Origin of the sequence: Pseudoprimorskyibacter insulae, assembly GCF_900302505.1 — a bacterium.
Lineage (GTDB): Bacteria > Pseudomonadota > Alphaproteobacteria > Rhodobacterales > Rhodobacteraceae > Pseudoprimorskyibacter > Pseudoprimorskyibacter insulae.
In genome coordinates, this window is record NZ_OMOJ01000002.1 from 503,879 (window position 1) to 528,102 (window position 24,224).

A 24,224-nucleotide genomic window follows, 5' to 3' on the forward strand; every position below is an offset into this window, starting at 1 on the left:
CACCCCCGGCGGTATTTATCAAAGAGAAGAAGCAGGGCGGCGGCGCAGAATTGGCCGGTGCGGGCCGCTCTTTGCCCAAAAGCGCCTTTACGGCGACGTTCATGCACAATATCACCCCTTCGACCTATTTTGCCGCTTTGCAAAGGATATGCGAATGTCGCGCTACGAGCCGTCCGTGATCGAACCCAAATGGCAAGCTGCCTGGGATGAGGCCAAGACCTTTGAGGCCAGCCGTTCGGAAGACAAGCCCAAGTACTATGTGCTTGAGATGTTCCCCTATCCGTCAGGGCGTATCCATATTGGCCATGTGCGCAACTACACCATGGGCGATGTGATCGCGCGATATAAGCTGTCGACCGGGCATAATGTGCTGCATCCCATGGGGTTCGATGCCTTTGGCATGCCGGCGGAAAACGCGGCCATGGCTTCGGGCGGGCATCCGAAGGACTGGACCTATTCGAACATCGACACGATGGTTGGCCAGATGAAGCCGCTGGGCTTTGGCCTTGACTGGTCGCGCATGTTCGCGACCTGCGATCCCGAGTATTACGGCCAACAGCAGGCGCTGTTCCTGGATATGCTGGACAAGGGTCTGGTGTACCGCAAGAACGCCGTCGTGAACTGGGACCCGGTTGATATGACCGTTCTGGCCAACGAACAGGTTGAGGACGGGCGCGGCTGGCGGTCGGGCGCATTGGTTGAGCGGCGCGAGCTGACGCAGTGGTTCTTCAAAATCTCCGATATGTCGGATGAGTTGCTCAGCGCGCTGGACACGCTGGATGACTGGCCCGCCAAGGTGAAGACCATGCAGGCCAACTGGATCGGGCGGTCGCGCGGGTTGCAGTTTGCTTTCTCGACCGTGGATGCGCCCGAGGCGTTTGACCGGATCGAGGTGTATACCACGCGTCCCGACACGCTGATGGGGGCGTCCTTCCTTGGGATTTCGCCGGACCATCCGTTGGCCAAGGCGCTGGAAAAGGACAACCCCGAGGTTGCGGCCTTCTGCGCCGAATGCCGTAAGGGCGGAACCACCGAAGAGGCGATTGAGACGGCTGAAAAGCTGGGTTTTGATACCGGGCTGACTGTGCGCCATCCGTTCGACACCTCGTGGGAATTGCCGATCTACATCGCCAACTTCATTCTGATGGACTACGGCACCGGCGCGATCTTTGGCTGCCCGGCGCATGACCAGCGCGACCACGATTTCTGCACCAAATACGGCTTGCCGATCGTCGACACCTTCTTGCCGGTTGAGGGCGACTGGGACATCCAGAAAGAGCCCTTCGTGCCGACCAAGGTTGAAAAGGTTCGCTACACGCGCGGCTTTGCGGGCGATGAGGTGCAGACCGGCAACGACGCGATTGATGCGGCCATTGCTTTTTGTGAAGGGCAGGGCGTTGGCCAAGGCGTGACCAAGTTCCGCCTGCGCGACTGGGGCTTGAGCCGCCAGCGCTATTGGGGCTGTCCGATCCCGGTGGTGCATTGCGACGATTGCGGCGTGGTGCCCGAGAAAAAAGAGAACCTGCCGGTGCGCCTGCCCGATGACGTCAGCTTTGACGTGCCGGGCAACCCGCTGGACCGCCATCCGACGTGGCGCGATTGTGCCTGCCCCTCGTGCGGCAAGCCAGCCAAGCGTGAAACCGATACGATGGACACATTTGTGGACAGTTCGTGGTATTTCGCGCGCTTCACCGCGCCGCGCGCGGGTACGCCGACCGATCTGGCGGATGCCGAATATTGGATGAACGTTGACCAGTATATCGGCGGGATCGAGCACGCGATCCTGCACCTGCTGTATTCGCGCTTCTTTGCGCGGGCGATGAACATCACCGGCCATCTGCCCGAAAAGTGCAAAGAGCCGTTCAATGCGCTGTTCACCCAAGGGATGGTGACCCATGCGATCTATAAGCGGGACGATCCGCAGACGGGCCGCCCGGTGTATTTCTACCCCGAACAGGTTGAACTGAAAGACGGCAAGGCGTTTTCCAAGGAAGACGGCGGCGCGCTCGATACCATCCCCTCGGCCAAGATGTCGAAGTCCAAGAACAACGTGGTCGATCCCATGGCGATCATCGCGACCTATGGCGCCGATACCGCGCGTTGGTTCGTGCTGTCCGACAGCCCGCCGGAGCGGGACGTCGAATGGACGGCCGCAGGCGCTGAGGCTGCGAACAAGCATCTGGCGCGGGTCTACCGCATTGCCGCCGAAGTGGCCGAACTGGACGCGCCCGCCAACGATCAGGACGAAGCCCTGCTGCGCGAGATGCACAAGGCGATCCATGATGTGACGCAGGGTGTGGAGAGCTTTGGCTTCAACGCGTCCATCGCCAAACTGTATGGTTTCACCAACACGCTCTCGAAATCCAAAGCCGGTGCTGCGGCCAAGCGCGAGGCGGCCAAGACGCTGGCGCAGCTGATGTCGCCGATGACACCGCACCTGTCCGAAGAGGTTTGGGCGCTGCTGGGCGGCGAAGGTCTGATTGCCAATGCGCCGTGGCCCGTCGCCGATGAGGCGATGCTGGTCGAGGATACGGTGACCCTGCCGATCCAGATCAACGGCAAGCGCCGCGCGGAAATCAGCGTGCCGAAGGATATGCCGAAGGACGAGGTTGAAAAACTGGCACTGTCCAACGATGCTGTGGTGAAGGCGCTCGATGGGGCGTCTCCGAAGAAAATCATCGTTGTTCCGGGCCGGATTGTGAATGTCGTCATCTGATCGCCGCGCGTTTCTTCTTTCTGTGCTGGCCCTAGGGGCCTGCGGGTTCACGCCGGCCTATGGGCCGTCTGGTGGGGCGGGCGTGCTGCAATCGCAGGTGCGCCTGACCGATCCGGTGGGGCGTGACGGCTATCTGTTGAACCGGCGACTTGAGGAACGCTTGGGCCGGGGCGGGCCGTCGGCGCGCTACGCTATGAAAGTGACGCCGATTGTGACGCAGTCGGGGATGGGCAGCACATCGCGCGGGTTGACCACGCGGTTTCAGCTGCTGGGCAAGGCCAAGTTCCTGATGACCGACCCTGTAACAGCGGATGTTCTGGCCGAGGGTGAGGTGCAGAGCTTCACCGGCTATTCGGCCACCGGCACGACGGTTGCGACGCTGGCGGCGGAACGCGATGCGCGGCAACGATTGATGACCATTCTGGCCGATATGGTGGTGGATCGCTTGTTGGTCGCGGCCTCTGGCCTTCCGTCATGAAGCTGTCGGGGCGCGATGCGCCAGCCTATTTTGCCAAACCTGACCCGGATAAGCTGGGTCTGCTGATCTTCGGGGCCGATGCGATGCGCGTTGCCCTGAAGCGGCAAGAGGTGATCGCCGCCCTGACCGGGCCGGGGGCGGATGAGGAAATGCGCATCACCCGGATGAATGGCGGCGAATTGCGCAAAGATCCGGCGATGTTGCTGGATGCGATCAAGGCGCAGGGCTTTTTTCCCGGACCACGTGTGGCTTTTGTTGAGGAAGCCACGGACGGTCTGGCCAAGATCATCGGCGCGGCGGTGGATGAATGGCGACCGGGCGATGCACAGATCATCGTGACGGCGGGCCAATTGACCGCCAAATCGGCGCTGCGCAAGGTGTTTGAGGGCCACAAGATGGCCTATGCGGCGGGGCTTTATGATGACCCGCCCAGCCGGGCCGAGATTGAGGCCGATTTCAAACGTTCGGGCCTGACGGACATCGGGCAAGACGCGATGGGCAAGCTAACGGCCCTGTCGCGGCAGCTTGATCCGGGCGATTTCCGCCAGACAGTTGAAAAGATTGCCCTGTATAAGCTGAACGACCCGTCGCCGCTGACCGCGGATGAGGTGGATTTGATGTCGCCCACCTCGACCGAAGCGGATGTGGACGATGTGCTTAACATCATCGCAGAAGGGCGCGTAGCAGAATTCGGGCAGACCATGCAGCGGCTGAAATCCCAAGGGGTGACGCCGGTGACGCTGATTATTATGGCGACCCGGCATTTCCGCTCCCTGCATGCCATCGCCTCGGACCCCGGCGGCCCTGCGCAAGGGATTGGCCGCGTGCGCCCGCCGATCTTTGGCCCGCGCCGCGACAAGATGCTGCGTCAGGCGCAAATGTTGGGCATGTATTTGCTCGAAGACGTGTTGAAGCGCCTGACTTCAACGGACTTGCAGCTGCGGTCTGCCGGGCAGACCGCGCCGCAAATGGCCGTGGTGGAACGTGCGCTGATGTGGATCGCCTCAAAGGCGGAACGTCGTCGCTAGTCGCGGCTGCGCAGGTATAGATACAGCGGCAAGCCGCAGCTGACCCCGATGCAGAAGGTGGCCGGAATGGCCCAAAGGCGGCGCCGCTCGCCGGTTTGGCGTGTTTCGGCCAAGGCCCAGACGGTCAGCGCGATAGCTGCGATCGTCAGATCCCATGTCAGCGCTGTTGTGGCTTGATTGACATACCAAGCGTCGATCATCGCGCCAAGGTTCCAGCCGTTTGCCATGAACCAGCCGATGAAGTGATACATCGGGTGCACCGCGCCCCAGATCGCCAAGGCAAGGAACACCCGGTTCATCAAAGGTCCAACGCCACAGTGACCGGCCCCTTGCGGACCGATGCGGTGGTGGATGTGGTCACGCCGCCGGTGCCAACGCTGATTGACGTGTTCAGCGAGGGTTTCAGCGGCGGGCCATCGGCCCCGCAGGCGGCAACAAGTGCCAGCGCGGCCAAGGCTGCGATACGGATCATGCCAGAACCTCTTTCCAGCGGGCGACTTGTTCGCGCACACGGGTCGGGGCGGTGCCACCATAGCTGAGGCGCGAGGCGACCGAGTTATGGACGCCAAGCACACCATACACCGCTTCGGTGATTCCGTCATGCACGCTGGTCATGTCCTCCAGCGTCAGTTCCGGCAGATCGCAGCCCTTGGCCTCGGCCTTGGCGACCAGCGCGCCGGTGACGTGGTGCGCATCACGGAACGGCAGGTTCAATTCGCGCACCAGCCAGTCGGCCAGATCGGTTGCGGTTGAGAACCCGCTTGCGGCGGCTGCCTCAAGCTGCGGGCGGTTCGCGCTCATGTCCTTGACCATGCCTTCCATCGCGGCCAGCGCCAGCATCAGGTTGTCGGCGGCGTCAAAGACCTGTTCTTTGTCTTCCTGCATGTCCTTGGAATAGGCCAGCGGCAGACCCTTCATCACCATCATCAGCGCGACATTCGCGCCGAAGATGCGCCCAATCTTGGCGCGGATCAGCTCAGCCGCGTCAGGGTTTTTCTTTTGCGGCATGATGCTGGATCCGGTCGAGAACCGATCCGACAGGGTCACAAAACGGAACTGCGCTGAGGACCAGATCACCAGCTCTTCGGCCATCCGGCTAAGGTGCATGGCGCAAATCGACGCCGCCGACAGGAACTCCAATCCGAAATCGCGATCCGAAACGGCATCCAGCGAGTTGGCGGTCGGGCGGTCAAAGCCCAGTTCGGCCGCGGTCATGTGGCGGTCGATGTCAAACCCGGTGCCTGCCAGCGCGGCCGAGCCGAGCGGACATTCGTTCATCCGCTTGCGGGCATCGCGCACGCGGCTCAGATCGCGGGCGAACATTTCCACATAGGCCATCATGTGGTGGCCCCAAGTGACGGGCTGTGCGGTTTGCAGGTGGGTAAAGCCGGGCATTACCCAATCGGCGCCCGCTTCGGCTTGACCCAGCAGCGCTTTCATCAGCGCCAGAAGGCCGCCTTCGAAAGCGTCGAACTGATCGCGCACCCAAAGTTTGAAATCGGTTGCCACCTGATCGTTGCGCGACCGGGCCGTGTGCAAGCGGCCAGCGGTAGGGCCGACGATCTCGCGCAGGCGGGCCTCGACGTTCATGTGGATGTCTTCCAAAGCGGTCGAATACTCGAAAGATCCGCCTTCGATTTCTGACAAGACCGTGAGCAGCCCTTCCCGAATGGCTTCGGCATCCTTAGGGTCAATAATGCCTTGCGCGGCCAACATGGCGGCGTGGGCCCTTGAGCCGGTGATGTCCTGCTTGGCCATACGTTTGTCGAAACCGATCGAGGCGTTGATCGCCTCCATGATGGCATCGGGTCCGGCGGCAAAACGGCCACCCCACATCTGGTTCGAGGTTTTGTCAGACATGCATCGTCCTTCCGGAGGCAAAATGAAACGAACGGTTCTTGCGCTGCTGTATACGGCCTTTGGCGTGCTTGCAAATCCGGCGCTGGCCGATATTGGCGCGGCGGCCGATCTGCGGGCCGGTGATATGAAGCGTTTGGTGGTGCATTCCGCGCCCAAAGACGTGGTTGAGGGCGATTTTCAGACCTTCGAAGACGCGCCTGTGTCACTGGCCGAGTATCAGGGCAAATACGTGTTGGTGAACTTTTGGGCGACATGGTGCGCGCCTTGCCGTAAGGAAATGCCCGCACTGTCGGCATTGCAGTCCGAACTGGGCGGCGATGCGTTTGAGGTTGTGACGATTGCCACCGGGCGCAACCCCAAGCCCGCCATGCAGAAGTTCTTTGGCGAGATCGGGGTTGAGAACCTGCCGTTGCATCGCGACCCAAAACAACAGTTGGCGCGGAAATACGCCGTGCTGGGCTTGCCCGTGACCTTGTTGCTTGATCCCGAAGGGCGCGAAGTTGCGCGTTTGACCGGCGATGCCGATTGGGGCGGGGCCGATGCGCTGGCGTTCCTGCGGGCAGTCCTGGGGGAAAAGGCGGGCGGTTAAGCGCCGCGCGGGGCATCGCCCTGCGCCGCGGCCGAAGTCCCCTCAATGGGGGGAAGGGCGCGTGCCCTTGTGTGAAACGGCGCTAAACACCCGTAGAATCAGGGTTCCGCGTGATGGTCGCCTAAGGTAAAGACGCGCCAAAGCAGAACAGAGGGCCCATCATGGATCATTTCCTTTACCGCGACGGCGAACTTTATGCCGAAGACGTTCCCGTCCGCGATATCGCGGCCTCTGTCGGCAGCCCGTTCTATTGCTATTCGACCGCCACTTTGTTGCGTCACTTCAAGGCTTTCGATGATGCCTTGGCCGGGACCGATCATCTGGTCTGCTATGCGATGAAGGCGGCGTCGAACCAAGCGATCCTGAAAACGCTGGCGCAGGCCGGGGCGGGTATGGATGTGGTGTCAGGCGGCGAATATGCCCGCGCTATCGCCGCAGGTGTACCGGGCGACAAGATCGTGTTTTCCGGCGTCGGCAAGACCCACGATGAAATCCGCACCGCCCTGACCACCGGCATTCGTCAGTTCAACGTCGAATCCGAACCTGAGATGCGCCGCATTTCGGACGTTGCGGTGTCGCTCGGCGTCGTGGCCCCGATCACCGTTCGGGTGAACCCCGATGTTGATGCCAAGACACACGCCAAAATCGCGACCGGCAAGTCAGAGAACAAATTCGGCATTCCGATTTCCCGCGCGCGTGAGGTTTACGCCGAAGCGACCAAGCTGCCCGGTCTGAAGGTTGTTGGCATTGACGTGCATATCGGCAGCCAGTTGACGCAATTGGAGCCGTTCCGGCAGGCCTTTTCCAAGGTTGCCGAGCTGACAGAAACCCTGCGCGCCGATGGTCATGACATTCGCCGCCTCGATCTGGGCGGCGGTCTGGGCATTCCCTACACCCGCTCGAACGAAGCGCCGCCGCTGCCGAATGACTATGGTCAGATGATCAAGGAAACCGTCGGCCATCTGGGCTGCGAGGTTGAGATCGAACCGGGCCGCTTGATCGCGGGCAATGCCGGGATTTTGGTCAGCGGCGTGGTTTTCGTGAAAACCGGCGAAGACCGCCAGTTCCTGATTCTCGATGCGGCGATGAATGACCTGATCCGCCCGGCCATGTATGATGCGCACCACGAAATCGTGCCTGTCAAAGAGGCAGAGCCGGGTGTCGAACTGCGCCCCTATGACATCGTCGGACCCGTCTGCGAAAGCGGCGATACCTTTGCCAAGGGCCGTTTGATGGCCCCCTTGGCCGAAGGCGACCTTGTCGCGTTCCGGTCCGCTGGGGCCTATGGCGCTGTTATGTCCAGCGAATATAACACCCGTCCGCTGATCCCAGAGGTTCTGGTGAACGGCGATCAATTCGCGGTTATCCGCCAAAGGCCCACCTTTGACGAGATCATAAATCGCGATACCATCCCTGAATGGCTGTGAGGCGACATCTCGCGGTCGCCTGACCGGGAGAGTTTGAATGCCGAACCGCGCCAAGACGACCGACCGTCTAACCGCCCTGACGTGGCCCCTGCGCCTGACATGGGCCGGGCTTTGGGCCGAACGCATTGTGCGTGGGTTCTGGCCGCTGTGGTCGGTTGTGATGGCGGCTGTGGCGGCAGTGCTGCTTGGCCTGCACGATGTGGCGGGGCCTGCGGCGACCATGGCGATTGGCGCGGTTGCTGTGCTTGGCGCTGTGGCGGCGTTGATCTTTGGCCTGCGCCGTTTCGCGATCCCGCGCCGGGGCGATGCGCTGGCCCGGCTTGATGCGTCGATGCCGGGGCGGCCCATTCAGGCGGTTCTGGATCATCAGGCCATCGGGCAGGGCGATCCGGCCTCCGCCGCCGTTTGGCAGGCCCACCAACAACGGATGCAAGCGCGCCTGAATGATGCCCGCGCGGTCGAACCTGATTTGCGTGTGGCCAAGGCGGACCCCTTCGCGCTGCGCTATGTGGCGGCGCTGGTGCTGCTGGTGGCGCTGTTGTTCGGGTCGGTGCAGCGGGTGCAGACCCTTGGCACCGTGCCGACGGGATCGGCCGCGCTGGCCTCAGGGCCTGCATGGGAAGGCTGGATCGAACCGCCCGCCTATACGCGCTTGCCGTCGCTTTATTTGGCGGATTTGAATGGCGAGGTGCTGGAAATCCCCAAGGGCAGCCGCGTGACCCTGCGCCTTTATGGTGATCCGGGCGTTTTGACCGTGGATCAGTCGATTTCGCCGCCCACCCCCGAAGGCGCCGAACAAGCCACCGTCGCGTTTGAGGTGCAGCGGTCTGGAAAATTGGCGATCAATGGGCCGGGCGGGCGGTCTTGGGATGTGGCGATGTTGCCCGATGACGCGCCGATGGTGCGGCGCGATGGCGATATCGAAGTGACCTACGAAGGTCAGGCCTCTATCCCGTTTACCGCGTTGGATGATTTCGGCGTTGTGTCTGGCCGGGCGGTGATTGGCCTTGATCTGGCGGCGATTGATCGGCGCTACGGGCTGCGGCGCGATCCTGAACCGCGTGATGCGATCACCGTGCCACTGCCCATGCCGATTGCTGGGGATCGGTCTGAGTTTACCGAAAACCTGATTGAAGATTTCGCCCAACACGCATGGGCCAATCTGCCTGTGACGATTGAATATCAGGTCATGGATGCCGCAGGGCAAGACAGCGCGCCCTTTGTCGAAGCGCTTTCGCTTCCGGGGCGGAATTTCTTTGATCCGATGGCGGCCGCCGTGATCGAACAGCGTCAGGCGATCCTGTGGAACCGCGACAATGCCGCCGATACAGCGATGATCCTGCGGGCGGTGTCGAACCGGCCCGATGACATTTTCCGCGGGGCGGGCACCTATCTGCGGTTCAAGACCGTGCTGACCCGGTTGGAGGATCTGTCGTCTGACGGGCTGACGGATGAAGAACGCGATGAGATCGAAACCGCCATGTGGGATCTGGCGCTGGTTCTGGAAGAGGGCGATCTGAACGACGCGATCGAACGGCTGCAACGGGCGCAGGACCGCTTGGCCGAGGCAATGAAGAACGGCGCGTCCGATCAGGAAATCGCCGAGTTGATGCAGGAATTGCGTCAAGCCACAGATGATTACCTGCGCCACCTCAGTCGCCAAGCCCAGCAAGAGGCCGAGCGGAATCCGAACGATCAGATGGCGCAGCAGAACCAAAACAGCATGGAGATGAGCCAGGACGATCTTCAGCGCATGATGGACCGCATTCAGGAATTGATGGAGCAGGGCCGCATGGCCGAGGCGCAGGAAGCCTTGGATCAACTGCGCGAGATGATGGAAAACATGCAGGTCACAGAAGGCCAGCAGGGTCAGGGCCAGCCGTCGCCCGGTGAACAAGCGATGGAAGGCTTGGCCGATACGCTTCGTCAACAGCAGGGCCTGTCGGATGAGGCGTTCCGCGATCTGCAAGAACAGTTCAACCCGAATGCGCAGGCCGGGCAAGGCCAGCAGAATCAGGGCCGGAACGGGTCAGACGGGCAGGGCCAACAGCATGACGGTCAGGGGACCGAAGGCAGCCAATCCGGCGAATCGGGTCAGGGGCAAGAACAAAGCCTTGCCGAGCGGCAGCGGGCTTTGCGCGATGGGTTGAACCAACAGCGCCGCAACTTGCCGGGGTCCGATTCTGAGGCCGGGGACCGTGCCGAACAATCGCTGGAACGTGCCGAAGGGGCCATGGACCGGGCCGAGGATGCGTTGCGCGATGGTGATCTGGCGCAGGCATTGGACAATCAGGCGCAGGCCATGGAGGCCCTACGCGAAGGTTTGCGCGACCTGGGCGAGGCGATGGCCGAACAATCACAGCAGACGCAATCGCAACAGGGCATGGCGCAGGGCAACCAATCGGGCCAACAGCGCGATCCATTGGGCCGCAATTCCGGTGCGGAAGGGCAGGTTGGTTCGGATGACGGGCTTTTGCAGGGCGAAGACGTCTATCGCCGTGCCCGCGAATTGCTGGATGAGATTCGCCGCCGGACCGGCGAGGGCGACCGCCCAGAGGTCGAATTGGAGTATCTGGAACGTCTGTTGGATCGGTTCTGATCTCAACGCCTTCCCCAAAACGACAATGAGGCCGCCCCTCGGGGCGACCTCATTGAAACACGTGCCGAGGCGATCTTAGACGTAGAATACGTCGCGGAACACGTGGCGTGCGATGTCTTCGCGCTTGATGCCGCGAGCAGCCAGTTCAGCGTCGGACAGCGACGTCAGGTACTGGATTTTTTGCATGCGGTGGTTCGATTCCGCTGCGTGAACAAAGGCGCGGCCGATTGCTGCGAAGATATTCGAAAAGATGTTGCCGTGCGAAACGGCATGCGTGTCGGTAAGAGCCATTTGAGCTACCTCTATATATGCGTTTCTCCCTTGCAGACACAGATAACGCTAATGCTGCGGTGCAGCTAGAACCAAGTCCGAATACCGGCCTCCACAAAAATGCATGGCTTTCAATGCTTAACCAAAAAAGGCGACCCGAAGGCCGCCCGTTTGGTCATGAAATTTCTGATGAAAACCGCTAGGATAAAGTGCAGTCAGATTGGAATATCTGACGCCCGTATAGGCAATGCAGTTTACAGATTTGTGACGATCCGCAGATTGATTATTCGGCGGCCAAATGTTGAACCTTGATTGCCCGCTGAAACCGACGTTGGGCGATCCCGGTCAGATAGGTGAGCCGCCCACCGCAGATCGTGCCTTCGACTTGCAGGGACTCGGGGTTGACGATCACCAGATCGGCGCGTTTGCCATAGTCGATGGTGCCACGGTCGGCCATGCGCATGATCTCGGTTGGGCCAGTGGTCACCAATCCCCAGGCGCGCGGCAGATCCCATCTGGGCTGCGCTGCCAGTTGGTACAATGCCGAAACAAGCCCGCGCTGGCCCGCCACGCCCGAGGCGACCGCATCGGCCAGTTGCGGCGGCAGGGCCTCGCATCCGCCATGCGGGGCAATTTGATCGACAGTCAGCACAACAGGATCGCTGACCGCCCGGGCCAGTGCGGCCGCACTTCGGCGTTGCGGACGCTCACAGAGCTTGGCCCCGATCATCGAATAGGTTTCACGGGTTTCCCCGTCAGGGTCTGCTATGCTGCCATAGCTGACGCCCAGACCGTCAAAGGCTTCGGCCATACGGCACAGAAACCGGGGAACAGATTTGGTTCGCTGCGCCGCCTCGCTGGCCTTCAGGCGCAGAAGGTCTGGCGGCAGGCCGCATCCGGCGGGAACCATGCCGGGGTTTTTGACCGACCAAGCCACGGTATTGGCAAAGGTTACGGACTTGACCGAATGACGCTGGATCAGGGCCAGTAGGCGGTCGGCATAGTCCGACATATGCGTTTCGCACACGATCTTGGCCCGCAAATCGACCTGGTCCGCATGGCCATTCAGGGCCGGTGCGGTCAAGATCTGTTCGACCCATGCCGGGTCTTTTGCGCCGCCTTCCCAGCTCCAACCAATGGCCGCCCAGAGCGTTGTTACCCCATTGGCGGCTGCATTGGCCTGCAATTGCCGGACCGTTTCCTCAATCCTGTCAGGCTCGTTCGCCCGTAGCCTTTGGGTCAAAAGCGTCGTTTCGTGCAGATCCACGATACCCGGCAGAATATGTAGGCCGCGCAGGTCGACTTCTGGCAGGGGCCCACGGGTGATCCGGCCGGCCTCAATCGCAACAGACCGCTGCTGCATTGCGCCGTCGCGCAAAACGCTCGCTCCTGTTAGGCGAATGGAAAGTGGGCCGGGTGTCATGTTCTGCTCGGAATTGGTTTTGAAAACTCCTAAGCATTCAATGTATCGAACCCGTGACAAAATCTGCGATTCTTCTGAACAAATCCCGGATTTTTGCCCCAAATCGCCCCAGAAAAAGGGCGTCTTTGATGTCTATTTTGACCCTAGGTAATCCGTTAGCGCTTTGGGCGGATTTTGCATCAGGGTTTTGATGTTTTCGGGCGGCGATGCCACGCCGTCGGCCACCACAATCGCCTTGGTGGCAAAGCGTTCGGCCTCTGCCGGGTCATGGGTCACCAAGAGGGCAGTCGCCGCAACGCGGGTCGCAAGGTCGATCACCAGATCCTGCATTTCGGCCCGCATCGCCGGTCCCAGGGCTGAAAACGGCTCATCCAGTAGCAGGCAGGGCCGGTCTTGCAGAAGGGCGCGGGCCAAACCGGCGCGGCTTTGTTGCCCGCCGGACAGGGTGCCCGGCTTGCGGTCCTCATATCCGGCCAGCCCAACTTGCGCCAAGGCGTCGATCAATGCGCGGCGCTGGTCGGCTGTCAGGTGGCGACCATCTGGCCGCAGCGCCAAGGATAGGTTCTGGCGCAGGGTTAGGTGCGGGAACAGGTTGTTGTCCTGGAACAACAGAGCCACCGGGCGCGCGCCGGGGGCGTGGGCGGTAATGTCGGTCCCATTCCAAAGGATGTGGCCAGTGGTCGGGGCACGAAACCCGGCGATCAGATCCAGAAGCGTGCTTTTGCCCGCCCCGGACGGCCCGATAATGGCCACGCGGTCACCTGTCTGAACCGAGAAATCCGCCGATAGCGCGAAGCCCCCGGTGTCATAGGTCAACTTGTCAAAGATCAGCATTGACCCGGCCTCCTTTATCCAAGACCCAGAATAGCCCAAGGCTCAGGACCAAAAGCAACAGGGCGGCGGCGGCGGCTTGCTCTATCCGGTAGGCGCCCATCAATCGGTAAATCTGCAAGGGCAGGGTGGCCCGGTCTGGGTTGGCGAACAGCGCGATCACCCCCAGATCCCCCATCGATAGCGCCGCCGTCAGCCCGGCGGCAAAGCCTGCAGGGCGGCGCAGGCGCGGCAGATAGACGAACCGAACCCATGCAAGGCCGGTTAGGCCAAGGCTTGCGCTCAGCCGGTCATAGTCATGGCGGATCGCTTCGGCCTCGGGGCGAAGGATGCGCAGGGCAAAGGGCAGGGCGACCGCGGCGTTGACGATGGCGGTTACGGGCAAGGCCACCGAAAACGGGTTCACGAAAGGCCGCACGATCAGGAACAACCCGATCCCCAGCACCAAGGGCGACACGGCAATCGCCGCCAAAGACAGCCATTCGCCCCACCGATTGGCCAGCGCCAGCGCGAGGGTCATCGACAGCGCGGTCGAAGCTGCGGCGATCGTGATCGAATGCCAAGCCGCGCGCCAGACCCCGGCGTCCAGACTGGTCAGGTCAAACACCCCGCGCCATAGCACCATGGTCATCGGCGTCAGCAGAAACAGCGCGGCCAGCAGGATCGCGGCAGTGTCGGTCAGGCGCGGCGCAAGGCCAGAGGTGTCCCAGCGCTGCACCACGCGGTCCAGCCCGGTGCCAAGGCTGCGCGGCGCGGCCACCGCCAGCGCAAGCGCCCCGGCCCCCATGGCCAGCCCCAGTTGCAGCAGTGCCAAAGTGGCGGCATGGCCCACGTTGAAATCAAAGCGCAGCGCCTGATAGATCGCCAATTCCACCGTCGTTGCCTTCGGCCCGCCACCAAGCGTCAGGGCGATGGCGAAACTTGACAGGCAAATCACAAAGATCACCGCAAAGGCCCCCGGCGCGATACGTGTCAGCATGGGCAGATCCAGCGTGCGGAATACGCTTCTGGGGCCAAGGTTCAGCGTTGCCGCCAGCCGATACTGTTCTGCCGGGATCGACAGCCAACCCTGTAGAAACAGGCGGGTGGCCAGCGGCAGGTTAAAGAACACATGCGCAATGACGACCCCGTGAAAGCCGTAGATCGAAAAGCTGGGCAATCCGGCCCAAGCCAGCAGCGCATTGACCAGACCCTTTTGCCCAAAGACGGCGATCAGCCCCAAAGCCGCAACGATGGTCGGTAAAACAAAAGGCGCGCCGAGAAGCGTCACCAGAAGCGCCCGCCCCGGAAACTGCCGCCGGGCCAGCGCCCGTGCCACGGGGATAGCCAGCAAAGTGCTGAACAGCGCCGATAGGAAAGCCTGCGACACGGTGAACCGCAAGGCTTGCCAATCGGCGGCGGTCAGGCCGGGCAACCGGCCTGACAACAGCAACACGGCGATGATCGGGCCAAAGATCAGCCCGATCACCAGCGCGGCTGCGCTTATTGCGACAAGGCGCGACGCCATTCCTCGACCGCTTCATCCCGCAGGGCTGCGGCTTCGTCTTCGGAATAGTACAGCGCCTTTTCCGGCAGGTTCAGTTCCTTGAACCCTTCGGGCCATTTGCTGCTGTCCAGCTTGGCCGGGAAGGACCAGTTGCCGGTGGCGATCATGGTCTGGAACTCCTCGCTGAGGATATAGGCCATGAAAGCATCGGCCAGTTCCGGCTGATCGGTCCCGGCGATCTTGGCGGCCAGTTCGACCATGAAATAGTGACCTTCGGGGAAGATGGCCGCCTTCTTGGTGCGGTCTTCTTCGGCGATGATGTGATAGGCGGGTGAGGTGGTGTAGCTCAGGACCATGTCGGCCTCACCATCGGTGAACAGGCCATAGCTTTCCGACCAACCCTTGGTCACGGTCAGGATCTTCGGCGCCAGTTTGGTCCAGGCCTCTTCGGCCTTGTCGCCGTAAACGGCCTTTACCCACAGAACCAGCGCCAGACCCGAGATCGAGCTGCGCGGGTCTTGGATGACGATTTTCAGATCGTCCGGCGCGTTCAGCAGCGCGTCAAAGCTGGCAGGCGCGTCGGCCATGCGTTCGGTGTTGTAGATGAACGCCGTGTGGCCGTAGTTGAACGGCAGGAACACCTCATCCGTCCATGCGATGGGCAGGGTCAGATCGCTGGTGTCTTGACCATGCGGGGCAAACAGGCCGCTTTCGCGCGCTTGCTTGGTGACATCGGTGTTCAGGCCGATCACTGCGTCGGCATCGGTCTGCTGGCCTTCCAGCAGCAGGCGCGGCAGCAGATCGCCCGGCTTGAATTGCAGGTCGCAGCCGCACTGCGCCTCAAAGCCGGTTTCAATCGCGGGGCCGGGGCCCCATTCCGAGGTAAAATAGTCCGGTGCATAGACCGTCAGTACGGGCGTTTCGGCCAGCGCGGCGCTGGCTGTCATCAATCCCGCTGCAAATGCAAGAGCCTTCATGGCGTCCTCCAAAATTGCGGCGAGAGGGCAAGATCGGAGTCGCAATGCGCGTTGTCTCAACCTTCCCTCCGCCGGTGTTAACCGGTTCAGGTTCAACGGGTTCGCTTGCGCATCTCAGCCCAGTTACGGGCACCCCGAGGTGCGGCGGAAGCTAGTGCGACATTCGGTCAAAGGCAAGTGGTCCTGTCTTCTTCTCTTTCCCAAATACGCAAATGCACGGCCCGCCACGTGCAAAACGGCTTGAGGCAAGGCGCTGGCTGCCCTAATCACGGCCCAAAGGAGACATCTCATGAGCCTGAATACCTTCGGTCATCTGTTCCGCGTCACCACTTGGGGCGAAAGCCACGGGCCTGCATTGGGCGCGACGGTCGATGGATGCCCTCCGGGGGTTGAGATCAATGAGGCGATGATCCAGCAGTGGTTGGATAAGCGCAAACCGGGTCAGAACAAGTTCACCACCCAGCGCCGCGAACCCGATGAGGTGAAAATCCTGTCGGGTGTCTTCGAGGGCCAAACCACCGGAACCCCGGTGCAGCTGATGATCGAAAACACGGATCAGCGGTCGAAGGACTACGGCGATATCGTTGAAAAGTTTCGCCCCGGTCACGCCGATATCACCTATTGGCAGAAATACGGCATCCGCGATTATCGCGGTGGCGGGCGCTCGTCCGCGCGGGAAACGGCGGCGCGGGTTGCGGCGGGCGGTTTGGCCCGTGCGGCTTTGGGCGTGCTGGCCCCGCAGATCGAAATCAAAGGCTACATGACCCAGATGGGGCCGCGCGGCATTGATCGGGCCAATTTCGACTGGGATCAGATCGATCAGAACCCGTTCTGGACGCCCGATGCTGTCGCTGCCGACGATTGGGCCGAGTACCTGAACGGGCTGCGCAAGTCCGGCGACTCGGTCGGGGCGATCATCGAAGTTGTGGCGCGGGGCGTTCCGGCGGGTCTGGGGGCACCGGTATATGGCAAGCTGGACACTGACCTATCCGCCGCGATGATGAGCATCAACGCCGTGAAGGCGGTTGAGATTGGCGACGGTATGGCCGCCGCCATGCTGACCGGCACTGAAAACGCCGATGAGATTCGCATGGGGCCGAACGGGCCGGAATATACCTCGAACCACGCGGGCGGCATTCTGGGCGGGATTTCCACAGGGCAGGATGTGGTGGTGCGATTTGCGGTCAAGCCGACGTCGTCGATCCTGACGACGCGCAAGACGATCACCAAGTCGGGCGAAGATACCGAGATTATCACCAAAGGCCGCCACGACCCCTGCGTCGGCATTCGCGCCGTACCGGTGGGCGAGGCGATGATGGCTTGTGTGATCTTGGATCACCTGCTGTTGCATCGTGGTCAGATCGGTGAAAACCGGGGCAAGATCGGTTGATCGAAACGCTTCGCGCCGGGTTTCGCGCAGTGGCCGGGGCGGCCATGGCGCAGGACAGTGCGCATGATCTGGCGCATCTTGATCGGGTTTGGACCAGTTGCCAGACCATTGCGGCCCAAGATGGCGGGGATCTGCGCGTCCTTGTGGCTGCGGCCTACCTGCATGATCTGGTGAACCTGCCCAAAGACGCCCCGAACCGGGCCGAGGCGTCGCGGCTGGCGGCCCATCAGGCGCTGCCCTATCTAGCGCAGGCTGGGTATTCCGAGGCCGAACAGACCGCCACCGCCCACGCGATTGAGGCGCACAGTTTTTCCGCCGATATCACGTCCCAGACGCCCGAGGCGCGTATTCTGCGCGATGCGGACAGGTTGGATGCCATTGGCCCTATCGGGGTGGCGCGGGTTTTTGCGGTCTCGGGCGGGCTTGGGCGTGCGCTGTATCATCCCGATGATCCGTTCGCCCTGTGCCGGGATCTGGACGATACCCGCTATGCGATTGACCATTTCGCAGTCAAATTGCTGCGCCTTGAGGCCGATATGCTGACCGATACGGGCAAGCGATTGGCGCAGGACCGGACCGCGCATATGGTCGATTTCCTGAATTCACTGGCGATGGACATCGGCCATCCCGCACCAACCCATTGGCACCCTGAGGCATTGAATGCTTGATTTTCTGACGATCACCTTTCCGATTTTCGCGCTTGTGGTGCTTGGGTATGCCTCGATCAAAATGGGGCTGTTCAAAAGCTCGGACATGGGGGTTTTGGGCAAGTTTGTCCTGAACATCGCCCTGCCGGGGCTGCTGTTTAACGCCGTGTCGCAGCGCAGTCTGGCTGATGTGATCGTGCCTGCCTACCTGATGGTTTATCTGGCCGCGGGGATCGCGACGGGGGTCATCATCTATCTTGTGACCAGCGCGCAAGGCACTGGCCCTGCACGTAAGGCCATCGCGGTCATGGGCGCGACTTGCCCGAATTCAGGATATGTTGGCTATCCGATCATTCTGATGTTGTTCCCCGAACTGGCGACCAGCGTTCTGGCGATGAACATGGTGGTTGAGAACTTTATTTTTGTTCCGATCAGCTATGCCATGCTGGCCTTGTCCCGCCCGCGGGAGGGCGTGTCGTTCATCGGCAGCCTGTGGCACACGCTGGTGGATGTGTTGCGCCGCCCGATGATTGTCGCGCTTCTGGCCGGGATGGCGGTGTCTTTGCTGCAAATTCCGATGCCGCTGATTGTCACGCGGACAACCGGCCTGTTGGCCAGCGCCACCGCGCCGTTGGCGCTGGTGTTCATCGGTGGCATTCTGGCGGGCTTGCCCATGGCAGGGAACCGGCTTCTGGCGTCGCAGATCGTCTTTGCCAAGTTGATCCTGTCGCCCGCCTTGGCGGTTCTTGCGATCTTGGCCTTGCCGATGATCGGCTTGCCCACCCTGACCGGCGATTTGCGCACGGCGGCCATTTTGTCGACGGCCGTGCCGATGATGGGGATCTACGCGGTTCTGTCGGCGGAATACGGGCATGAGGGGCTGGCCTCGATCGCCTTGTTGGGCGCGACGATCGTGGCCTTTTTCACCCTGAACGGGCTGCTGTTCTATCTGGTTTAAGCTGCGTTCAGCGCCGTATCCATCAGGGCTTTGATCACCTTCGGGTCGGTCTGCGCGACGATGCGGCCCAGTTCCTTGTCGCCTTTCAGAACGACCAAGGTCGACCGGCGCGGGATCTTCAGGCCCTTGGTCAACGCGTCTGACCGGTATTCATCCCAATCGACGTTGATGAAGGTGATCTTGGATTCGTAAGCCGGGTTGTCGGCCTTCAGCTTGTTCAGCACGCGTTCCTGCGCGGCGCAGGTGCTGCACCAGCTGGCTTTGAAATCCAGAAACACGGTGTCGCCCTTGGCCAGATGGGTCTGAACCAATCCGGGCGTGTAGTCGATGGCAGCGGCCCAGACACGCAGGGGCAGGGCGGCGGCAAGGCCAGAGGCAAGGAACAGGCGACGGTGCATTGTGTTCTCCTTTACAGTTTGACGGACAGGTCAATCAGCCAAGCGGGCAGATGTTCGATCAGCCAGCCTTCGATGATGTGATGCCATTGGAACAAGATCCCCAGACCGACCAATAGGAAGGCCGCGCCCAGCAGCTTGCGCAACGGGCCAGAGGCCGCGCGCAGTTTGGCATTGTAGCGCCCCAGCGCGCCGCGCGTGCCATAGGCCAGCCCCAGGATCAGGGTGGACACGCCTAGCGCAAAGGCGGCCATGATCGCGGTGACGCGCAGCAGCCCTTCGCCCTGACTGGCCAGCGCAATCGCGCCTCCAAGCGTCGGGCCGATGCACGGGCTCCAAACCAGTCCGAGCAGAAGGCCGCCCGCGAATTGCCCGCCAAGATCGCGGCTCAGGCCGTTCATCCGGGCATCGGCGCGGAAGGACAGGCCCTCGGTCGCGCGGGACAAAAGCCGTGCGCCTTGCGGGATCAACAGCGCCGCGCCGAACAGCACCATCATGCCTGCGCCAATGCGGGACAGGGTATCGACATCCAGCCCGATCAGGTGGCCAAAGGCCGTGACGGTGACGCCCATGACGACAAAGCTCAGGCTCATCCCGGCGGCAAGGGCGATGGGGCCGCGCGGGCTGGCTTGTAGGGCGGTGGCCAAGACAATCGGCAACACCGGCACCACGCAGGGGTTGATGAGGGTCAGAAGCCCCGCGCCATATGCAAAGATCAGTTCCATATGCCAGATTTAGGCTGTTCGGGCATCCGCTGTCACCAAACGTTCTGGTGACGCCCCTTCACGAGCTTGTGGGTTTTGTGACGGCCGGTGCTGCGGGCTGTTTGGATAGCTGCACCGCCAGAATGCCCGCCGTGATGATGACCACGCCGATCACATCCGTCAGCCCCAGAGATTCGCGCAGGATGATTGCCGCGATGGCCACGCCGAAAAACGGGTTGAGGAAGTGGAAGGTGGCGGCCTTAACCGTGCCGATCCGGTCGACCAGCAGGAACCAGACAAAGGTTGCGGCCAATCCCGGCACCAGCGTGGTGTAGGCAAAGGCGATACCCAGCTTGACGGACCAGTCGATTGTCAGGGTCTCAAACGCCAGTGCCGGACCGGCCAGCGCCGCGCTGCCGACCAGCATTTGCAAGCCGACGATCATCATGAAATTCCCGCCCGAACTGGCCCCGCGCATCGACAGGGTCGCGATGGCCAGCGATATGACGCCCAGAATGCACAGGCCAATCCCGATCAGGTCGGCCCCGCCCTGAAGGCGCGCGCCCATAATCAGCGCAACGCCCGCCACCCCCGCCAGAAGCCCGGCAATGCCCAAGGGGCGGATTTTGTCGGAAAACACCAGCCAACCGGCCAGCGCAACGATCAGCGGCATGGTTGATGCGATGATGGCGGCCAAGGATGCCTCAACCCATTGCATGGCGACGAAGTTCAGACCGAGGTAGAGCGCGTTTTGGCAGATGCCGAAAATGATCGTTGCCCGCCATTGGGCGCGGGTCAGACGCCATGTCTGCCCCATGATCCGCGCCAACCCAACGGCCAGAAGCCCCGAGATCAGAAACCGCAGCGACAGGGCGCTGATGGGCGGCGCGGCCTCGACGATCACGCGGGCCGAGGTAAAGGCCGAAGACCACATCACCGCAAAGGCAAGGCCCATCAAGATCGCGCGGACATCCATGTATCGCTCCTTTCGGTCTGGTGGCGGCACCCTGTCACCCTTGGCGGCGCTTGAAAAGGGGGCGAAGCATCGGAAATCGCTCGACCTTGTGGCGGATGCGCGGCACGGTGGCCGAACCATCCATCAGGCGAGGGAGGCGCAGGATGACTCATCAGACAAATTCGCGGATCGAAGCGTTGCGCGACATGGCCCCAGAGGCGCGGCTTGATCGTGTGGCCGATGCGGCCGGGCTATCGCTTCATGACAAGCTGGCCTTGGCCGGGCAGGGGGCGCTGCCGCTGGATCTGGCCAATGGCATGATCGAAAACGTCGTGGGCCTGTTCGATATGCCGTTGGGCGTGGCCGCGAATTTTACGGTGAACGGCAAGGACTATCTTGTGCCTATGGCGGTTGAGGAACCGTCCGTTGTGGCGGCGGCATCCTACATGGCGCGGCTGGCGCGGCCCTACGGCGGCTTTCAGGCGTCTTCGACCCTGCCGCTGATGCGGGCGCAGGTGCAGGTGCTTGGCGTGGCCGATCCCGAAGGCGCGCGGCACCGGCTATTGGCCGCTGCGGATGAGTTGATGGCGCTGGCCAATTCCCGCGACAAGGTGCTGGTCGGGCTTGGGGGTGGCTGCAAAGACATCGAAGTGCACCTGTTCCGCGACACGCCCGTTGGGCCGATGGTGGTGCTACATCTGATCGTTGATGTGCGCGATGCCATGGGGGCGAACACCGTCAACACCATGGCCGAGTTGATCGCGCCCAAGGTGGAACAGATCGCGAGCGGAACGGTGCGGCTGCGCATTTTGTCAAACCTTGCGGATCGCCGCCTGACCCGTGCCCGCGTGGAACTGCCCGCCGAGGCGCTTAGCCTAGATGGGCTGAACGGCGCGGATGTGGCCCGCGGCGTGGTCGAGGCCTGCGCCTTGGCCATCGTGGACCCCTATCGCGCGGCGACCCATAACAAGGGCATCATGAACGGCATCGACCCCGTGGTGATCGCCACAGGCAACGACTGGCGCGCGATTGAGGCCGGGGCCCATGCCTTTGCCGCGCGCGATGGGCGCTATACCGCGCTGACGCGGTGGGAAATCGGCGCTGGCGGGGCCTTGGTCGGGACGATCGAACTGCCGCTGGCGCTCGGGCTGGTGGGGGGCGCGACCCGCACGCATCCGGCTGCGCAGGCGGCGCTAAAGCTGCTGAACGTCGAGACCGCGAATGAGCTTTGCCAAGTCGTGGCCTCGGTCGGGTTGGCACAAAACTTGGCCGCGCTTAGGGCTTTGGCGACGGATGGCATTCAGAAAGGCCATATGAAGTTGCACGCCCGCAATATCGCGATTTTGGCCGGGGCAACCGGGCCAGATATCGACCGCGTCGCCCGCGAAATCGTGGCGCAAGGTGATATCAGCGTCGATACTGCCAAGGCCGTCTTAAGCGGAGCTTAAACAAAATCGCTTGGTCAATCCGGCCATCGGGGTCTAGACTCGGGCCGGATTGATATTTGAGGCGGCTATGCTGCACGAATTTGCGCACGACATTTGGTTGGCCGACGGTCCTGAGATCATCGGCGCAGTTGGTTTTGCTTTTCCCACGCGAATGGCGGTTATTCGAACTGATCGCGGCCTGCTGATCTGGTCGCCCATCGCGCCGGATGATGCCCTGATGGCGCAGATCGCCGAACTGGGTGAGGTGGGTTTCCTGCTGGCGCCGAACACGCTTCACGTCACCTATCTGGCGCAATGGGCCGCCGCCTACCCCAAAGCGCAGATCGTCGGCGCGCCGGGTGTTGCCGCCAAATGCCCCGACCTGCCGGTTACCGAATTGTCTGGTGCCAGCTTTGGCGGATGGGGTCCGTGCCTGTCGCATCAATTGATCCACGGCAATGCCATTGTCCTGGAGGCGGTGCTGTTTCATCACGCCAGCGGCACGGTTATCTTTACCGATCTTCTGCAAAACATGCCAAAGGGGTGGTACAAAGGCTGGCGCGCGGTGGTGGCCCGGCTGGATAAAATGGTCGGGATGGAGCCGGCGGTGCCGCGCAAATTCCGCATGGCGTTCACGGATCGCAATGTCGCCCGCTGCGATATGTCTGCGGTTCTAAGTTGGCCCATTCAGCGCGTGGTGATGGCCCATGGCACCCCAGTCGAAGCGGATGGCGGCGCGTTTCTGAGGCGGGCCTTTTCTTGGTTGCTGCGATAAAAAAAGCCCCGCCAAAAAAGGCGGGGCCAGTCAGCGCCTGTGGGTCGGCCACAGGCACCGGCGGTACAACTGAATTTTGAAAGTACGAGGTGGGTCTTAGTTGTTTTCCATTTCGGCGCGGATCTGCTGACGCAGAACGTCGATCGGCACCTGTTTCCCGTCGCGCTTGAAGCACCAGTAGGTCCAGCCGTTGCAGCTGGGCGCGCCTTCCAGATGGGCACCAACCTGATGGATCGATCCTTTGATGTCATCGCCGATCAGCGTGCCATCGGCGCGAACCTTGGCCTTGTGACGGCCATTCATGCTCCAAAGCTCTTCGCCCGGGCGCAGCATGCCGCGTTCGACCACTTGGCCGAAGGGAACACGCGGCTGGGCGCGTTTCGAGGTGGACACCTCTAGCGCCGATTTGTCGAACTTGCGAACGGCGTCGATGCGCTTTTGGGCAACCTTGCGGTAGGCCTCTTCGCGTTCGATGCCGATCCAGTCGCGGCCCAGCATCTTGGCCACAGCGCCGGTGGTGCCCGTGCCAAAGAATGGGTCGAGTACAACATCGCCGGGCTTGGTCGCGCCAACCAGCACGCGATGCAGCAGCGATTCAGGCTTTTGCGTCGGATGGGCCTTGTCGCCGTTTTCATCCTTCAGGCGTTCATGGCCGTTGCAGATAGGCAGAACCCAGTCCGAGCGCATCTGAATGCCTTCGTTCAGCGCCTTCAGCGCCTCATAGTTGAAGGTGTATTTCGCGCCTTCTGACTTCGACGCCCAGATCATCGTCTCATGGGCGTTGGTCAGGCGTTTGCCGCGGAAGTTCGGCATCGGGTTGGACTTGCGCCACACCACGTCGTTCAGAATCCAATAGCCTTCGTTCTGAAGCGTTGCGCCAACGCGGAAGATGTTGTGGTACGAGCCGATGACCCAAATCGCGCCATTCGGTTTCAACAGGCGCTTGGCCGCTTTCAGCCAGTCCTGCGTGAACTTGTCATAGACGGCGAAGCTGGAAAACTGATCCCAATGGTCATCGACCGCATCCACCTTGCTGTTGTCGGGGCGATGCAGGTCGCCGCGCAGCTGTAGATTATAGGGGGGGTCGGCAAAAATCAGGTCGACCGACTCCGCCGGCAGACTGTTCATCTGCTCGATGCAGTCCCCTGCTAGAATCGTGTTTAAAGGAAGCGCGTCTGCGCTTTTGATCTTGGTCATCTTTGTCATGCTCTGCCTCTGTCCCCGGCGCTTTTGCGCTCTGTGGTTGGGGATAAGCATGAGTCAAAGCTGATTCGGCGTCAATTTCTTTT

The 24,224-nt window shown here is 61.8% G+C and carries 23 protein-coding genes and 1 riboswitch; of the genes, 11 read left to right on the plus strand and 12 right to left on the minus strand.

What is annotated here, in order from left to right:
* Positions 1-154: 154 nt before the first annotated feature.
* Genes leuS through holA form a run of 3 tightly spaced genes read left to right on the plus strand, consistent with a single transcriptional unit; the run spans position 155 to position 4,222 of the window.
* On the plus strand, positions 155-2,716 hold the full coding sequence (gene leuS / locus PRI8871_RS07920) for a leucine--tRNA ligase (RefSeq protein ID WP_108885639.1): 2,562 nt from the start codon (positions 155-157) through the stop codon (positions 2,714-2,716).
* Entirely contained in the window at positions 2,703-3,194 is a 492-nt protein-coding gene (gene lptE / locus PRI8871_RS07925) for an LPS assembly lipoprotein LptE (protein ID WP_108885640.1), read from the plus strand. Before leuS ends, lptE begins: the two co-directional genes overlap by 14 nt.
* Complete coding sequence (holA, locus tag PRI8871_RS07930; protein WP_108885641.1) at positions 3,191-4,222, plus strand: DNA polymerase III subunit delta; 1,032 nt, start codon at positions 3,191-3,193, stop codon at positions 4,220-4,222. Before lptE ends, holA begins: the two co-directional genes overlap by 4 nt.
* Here holA and PRI8871_RS07935 read toward each other — a convergent pair.
* The 3 genes from PRI8871_RS07935 to argH are packed head-to-tail and all read right to left on the minus strand — an operon-like array spanning position 4,219 to position 6,082.
* The gene (locus tag PRI8871_RS07935; protein WP_108885642.1) at positions 4,219-4,521 is read right to left on the minus strand and encodes a DUF2834 domain-containing protein; all 303 of its coding nucleotides are present in this window, start codon (positions 4,519-4,521) and stop codon (positions 4,219-4,221) included. The genes holA and PRI8871_RS07935 overlap by 4 nt on opposite strands.
* On the minus strand, positions 4,521-4,694 hold the full coding sequence (locus PRI8871_RS19550) for a hypothetical protein (RefSeq protein ID WP_181389407.1): 174 nt from the start codon (positions 4,692-4,694) through the stop codon (positions 4,521-4,523). The genes PRI8871_RS07935 and PRI8871_RS19550 overlap by 1 nt, the downstream gene beginning before the upstream one ends.
* The gene (gene argH / locus PRI8871_RS07940; protein ID WP_108885643.1) at positions 4,691-6,082 is read right to left on the minus strand and encodes an argininosuccinate lyase; all 1,392 of its coding nucleotides are present in this window, start codon (positions 6,080-6,082) and stop codon (positions 4,691-4,693) included. The genes PRI8871_RS19550 and argH overlap by 4 nt, the downstream gene beginning before the upstream one ends.
* Before the next feature lie 22 nt (positions 6,083-6,104).
* Here argH and PRI8871_RS07945 point away from each other — a divergent pair, with 22 nt between their 5' ends.
* The 3 genes from PRI8871_RS07945 (at position 6,105) to PRI8871_RS07955 (ending at position 10,697) form a co-directional block, all read left to right on the plus strand.
* On the plus strand, positions 6,105-6,671 hold the full coding sequence (locus tag PRI8871_RS07945) for a TlpA family protein disulfide reductase (protein WP_108885644.1): 567 nt from the start codon (positions 6,105-6,107) through the stop codon (positions 6,669-6,671).
* Positions 6,672-6,832: 161 nt separating this feature from the next.
* Complete coding sequence (gene lysA / locus PRI8871_RS07950) at positions 6,833-8,098, plus strand: diaminopimelate decarboxylase (protein WP_108885645.1); 1,266 nt, start codon at positions 6,833-6,835, stop codon at positions 8,096-8,098.
* 37 nt (positions 8,099-8,135) lie between these two features.
* Positions 8,136-10,697: a TIGR02302 family protein gene (locus tag PRI8871_RS07955; RefSeq protein WP_108885646.1), complete on the plus strand. Its 2,562-nt coding sequence runs from the start codon at positions 8,136-8,138 to the stop codon at positions 10,695-10,697.
* 75 nt (positions 10,698-10,772) lie between these two features.
* Here the strand turns inward: PRI8871_RS07955 and PRI8871_RS07960 are convergent, their stop codons facing one another.
* The 5 genes from PRI8871_RS07960 to PRI8871_RS07980 form a co-directional block, all read right to left on the minus strand.
* Positions 10,773-10,988 (minus strand): DUF1127 domain-containing protein, encoded by a 216-nt coding sequence (locus PRI8871_RS07960; protein WP_108885647.1) that lies wholly within the window; start codon positions 10,986-10,988, stop codon positions 10,773-10,775.
* 262 nt (positions 10,989-11,250) lie between these two features.
* Complete coding sequence (locus PRI8871_RS07965) at positions 11,251-12,345, minus strand: amidohydrolase family protein (RefSeq protein WP_245897802.1); 1,095 nt, start codon at positions 12,343-12,345, stop codon at positions 11,251-11,253.
* Positions 12,346-12,522: 177 nt separating this feature from the next.
* Positions 12,523-13,224, minus strand: a complete 702-nt coding sequence (locus PRI8871_RS07970) for a thiamine ABC transporter ATP-binding protein (protein ID WP_108885649.1) — start codon at positions 13,222-13,224, stop codon at positions 12,523-12,525.
* Positions 13,211-14,728, minus strand: a complete 1,518-nt coding sequence (locus PRI8871_RS07975; RefSeq protein WP_108885650.1) for a thiamine/thiamine pyrophosphate ABC transporter permease ThiP — start codon at positions 14,726-14,728, stop codon at positions 13,211-13,213. The genes PRI8871_RS07970 and PRI8871_RS07975 overlap by 14 nt, the downstream gene beginning before the upstream one ends.
* Positions 14,704-15,684, minus strand: coding sequence for a thiamine ABC transporter substrate-binding protein (locus PRI8871_RS07980; protein ID WP_108885651.1), 981 nt, complete (start codon positions 15,682-15,684; stop codon positions 14,704-14,706). The genes PRI8871_RS07975 and PRI8871_RS07980 overlap by 25 nt, the downstream gene beginning before the upstream one ends.
* A gap of 46 nt (positions 15,685-15,730) precedes the next feature.
* Positions 15,731-15,831, minus strand: a riboswitch (TPP riboswitch).
* Positions 15,832-15,973: 142 nt separating this feature from the next.
* Between PRI8871_RS07980 and aroC the strand changes: the two genes are divergently transcribed.
* Genes aroC through PRI8871_RS07995 form a run of 3 tightly spaced genes read left to right on the plus strand, consistent with a single transcriptional unit; the run spans position 15,974 to position 18,679 of the window.
* Complete coding sequence (gene aroC / locus PRI8871_RS07985; protein ID WP_108885652.1) at positions 15,974-17,074, plus strand: chorismate synthase; 1,101 nt, start codon at positions 15,974-15,976, stop codon at positions 17,072-17,074.
* The gene (locus PRI8871_RS07990; protein ID WP_245897803.1) at positions 17,071-17,742 is read left to right on the plus strand and encodes an HD domain-containing protein; all 672 of its coding nucleotides are present in this window, start codon (positions 17,071-17,073) and stop codon (positions 17,740-17,742) included. The genes aroC and PRI8871_RS07990 overlap by 4 nt, the downstream gene beginning before the upstream one ends.
* Positions 17,735-18,679: an AEC family transporter gene (locus PRI8871_RS07995; protein WP_108885653.1), complete on the plus strand. Its 945-nt coding sequence runs from the start codon at positions 17,735-17,737 to the stop codon at positions 18,677-18,679. The genes PRI8871_RS07990 and PRI8871_RS07995 overlap by 8 nt, the downstream gene beginning before the upstream one ends.
* Here PRI8871_RS07995 and PRI8871_RS08000 read toward each other — a convergent pair.
* From PRI8871_RS08000 to PRI8871_RS08010, 3 genes are read right to left on the minus strand one after another with little or no spacing between them, the layout of a single operon-like run.
* The gene (locus PRI8871_RS08000) at positions 18,676-19,077 is read right to left on the minus strand and encodes a thioredoxin family protein (protein WP_108885654.1); all 402 of its coding nucleotides are present in this window, start codon (positions 19,075-19,077) and stop codon (positions 18,676-18,678) included. The genes PRI8871_RS07995 and PRI8871_RS08000 overlap by 4 nt on opposite strands.
* Positions 19,078-19,088: 11 nt before the next feature.
* The gene (locus PRI8871_RS08005; protein WP_108885655.1) at positions 19,089-19,799 is read right to left on the minus strand and encodes a cytochrome c biogenesis CcdA family protein; all 711 of its coding nucleotides are present in this window, start codon (positions 19,797-19,799) and stop codon (positions 19,089-19,091) included.
* A gap of 58 nt (positions 19,800-19,857) precedes the next feature.
* On the minus strand, positions 19,858-20,754 hold the full coding sequence (locus PRI8871_RS08010) for a DMT family transporter (protein ID WP_108885656.1): 897 nt from the start codon (positions 20,752-20,754) through the stop codon (positions 19,858-19,860).
* A gap of 143 nt (positions 20,755-20,897) precedes the next feature.
* Here PRI8871_RS08010 and PRI8871_RS08015 point away from each other — a divergent pair, with 143 nt between their 5' ends.
* Positions 20,898-22,181, plus strand: coding sequence for a hydroxymethylglutaryl-CoA reductase, degradative (locus PRI8871_RS08015; RefSeq protein WP_108885657.1), 1,284 nt, complete (start codon positions 20,898-20,900; stop codon positions 22,179-22,181).
* A 67-nt stretch (positions 22,182-22,248) separates the two neighbouring features.
* Entirely contained in the window at positions 22,249-22,935 is a 687-nt protein-coding gene (locus tag PRI8871_RS08020; RefSeq protein ID WP_108885658.1) for a DUF4336 domain-containing protein, read from the plus strand.
* 96 nt (positions 22,936-23,031) lie between these two features.
* On the opposite strand, the gene PRI8871_RS08025 is transcribed toward PRI8871_RS08020, so the two are convergent.
* Entirely contained in the window at positions 23,032-24,141 is a 1,110-nt protein-coding gene (locus tag PRI8871_RS08025) for a site-specific DNA-methyltransferase (protein ID WP_108885659.1), read from the minus strand.
* Positions 24,142-24,224: the final 83 nt, after the last annotated feature.

Coding starts and splice junctions, on each gene's coding strand:
- leuS (WP_108885639.1), top strand. CDS start 155: ATGTCGCGCTACGAGCCGTCCGTGATCGAACCCAAATGGCAAGCTGCC.
- lptE (WP_108885640.1), top strand. CDS start 2,703: ATGTCGTCATCTGATCGCCGCGCGTTTCTTCTTTCTGTGCTGGCCCTA.
- holA (WP_108885641.1), top strand. CDS start 3,191: ATGAAGCTGTCGGGGCGCGATGCGCCAGCCTATTTTGCCAAACCTGAC.
- PRI8871_RS07935 (WP_108885642.1), bottom strand. CDS start 4,521: ATGAACCGGGTGTTCCTTGCCTTGGCGATCTGGGGCGCGGTGCACCCG.
- PRI8871_RS19550 (WP_181389407.1), bottom strand. CDS start 4,694: ATGATCCGTATCGCAGCCTTGGCCGCGCTGGCACTTGTTGCCGCCTGC.
- argH (WP_108885643.1), bottom strand. CDS start 6,082: ATGTCTGACAAAACCTCGAACCAGATGTGGGGTGGCCGTTTTGCCGCC.
- PRI8871_RS07945 (WP_108885644.1), top strand. CDS start 6,105: ATGAAACGAACGGTTCTTGCGCTGCTGTATACGGCCTTTGGCGTGCTT.
- lysA (WP_108885645.1), top strand. CDS start 6,833: ATGGATCATTTCCTTTACCGCGACGGCGAACTTTATGCCGAAGACGTT.
- PRI8871_RS07955 (WP_108885646.1), top strand. CDS start 8,136: ATGCCGAACCGCGCCAAGACGACCGACCGTCTAACCGCCCTGACGTGG.
- PRI8871_RS07960 (WP_108885647.1), bottom strand. CDS start 10,988: ATGGCTCTTACCGACACGCATGCCGTTTCGCACGGCAACATCTTTTCG.
- PRI8871_RS07970 (WP_108885649.1), bottom strand. CDS start 13,224: ATGCTGATCTTTGACAAGTTGACCTATGACACCGGGGGCTTCGCGCTA.
- PRI8871_RS07975 (WP_108885650.1), bottom strand. CDS start 14,728: ATGGCGTCGCGCCTTGTCGCAATAAGCGCAGCCGCGCTGGTGATCGGG.
- PRI8871_RS07980 (WP_108885651.1), bottom strand. CDS start 15,684: ATGAAGGCTCTTGCATTTGCAGCGGGATTGATGACAGCCAGCGCCGCG.
- aroC (WP_108885652.1), top strand. CDS start 15,974: ATGAGCCTGAATACCTTCGGTCATCTGTTCCGCGTCACCACTTGGGGC.
- PRI8871_RS07995 (WP_108885653.1), top strand. CDS start 17,735: ATGCTTGATTTTCTGACGATCACCTTTCCGATTTTCGCGCTTGTGGTG.
- PRI8871_RS08000 (WP_108885654.1), bottom strand. CDS start 19,077: ATGCACCGTCGCCTGTTCCTTGCCTCTGGCCTTGCCGCCGCCCTGCCC.
- PRI8871_RS08005 (WP_108885655.1), bottom strand. CDS start 19,799: ATGGAACTGATCTTTGCATATGGCGCGGGGCTTCTGACCCTCATCAAC.
- PRI8871_RS08010 (WP_108885656.1), bottom strand. CDS start 20,754: ATGGATGTCCGCGCGATCTTGATGGGCCTTGCCTTTGCGGTGATGTGG.
- PRI8871_RS08015 (WP_108885657.1), top strand. CDS start 20,898: ATGACTCATCAGACAAATTCGCGGATCGAAGCGTTGCGCGACATGGCC.
- PRI8871_RS08020 (WP_108885658.1), top strand. CDS start 22,249: ATGCTGCACGAATTTGCGCACGACATTTGGTTGGCCGACGGTCCTGAG.
- PRI8871_RS08025 (WP_108885659.1), bottom strand. CDS start 24,141: ATGACAAAGATGACCAAGATCAAAAGCGCAGACGCGCTTCCTTTAAAC.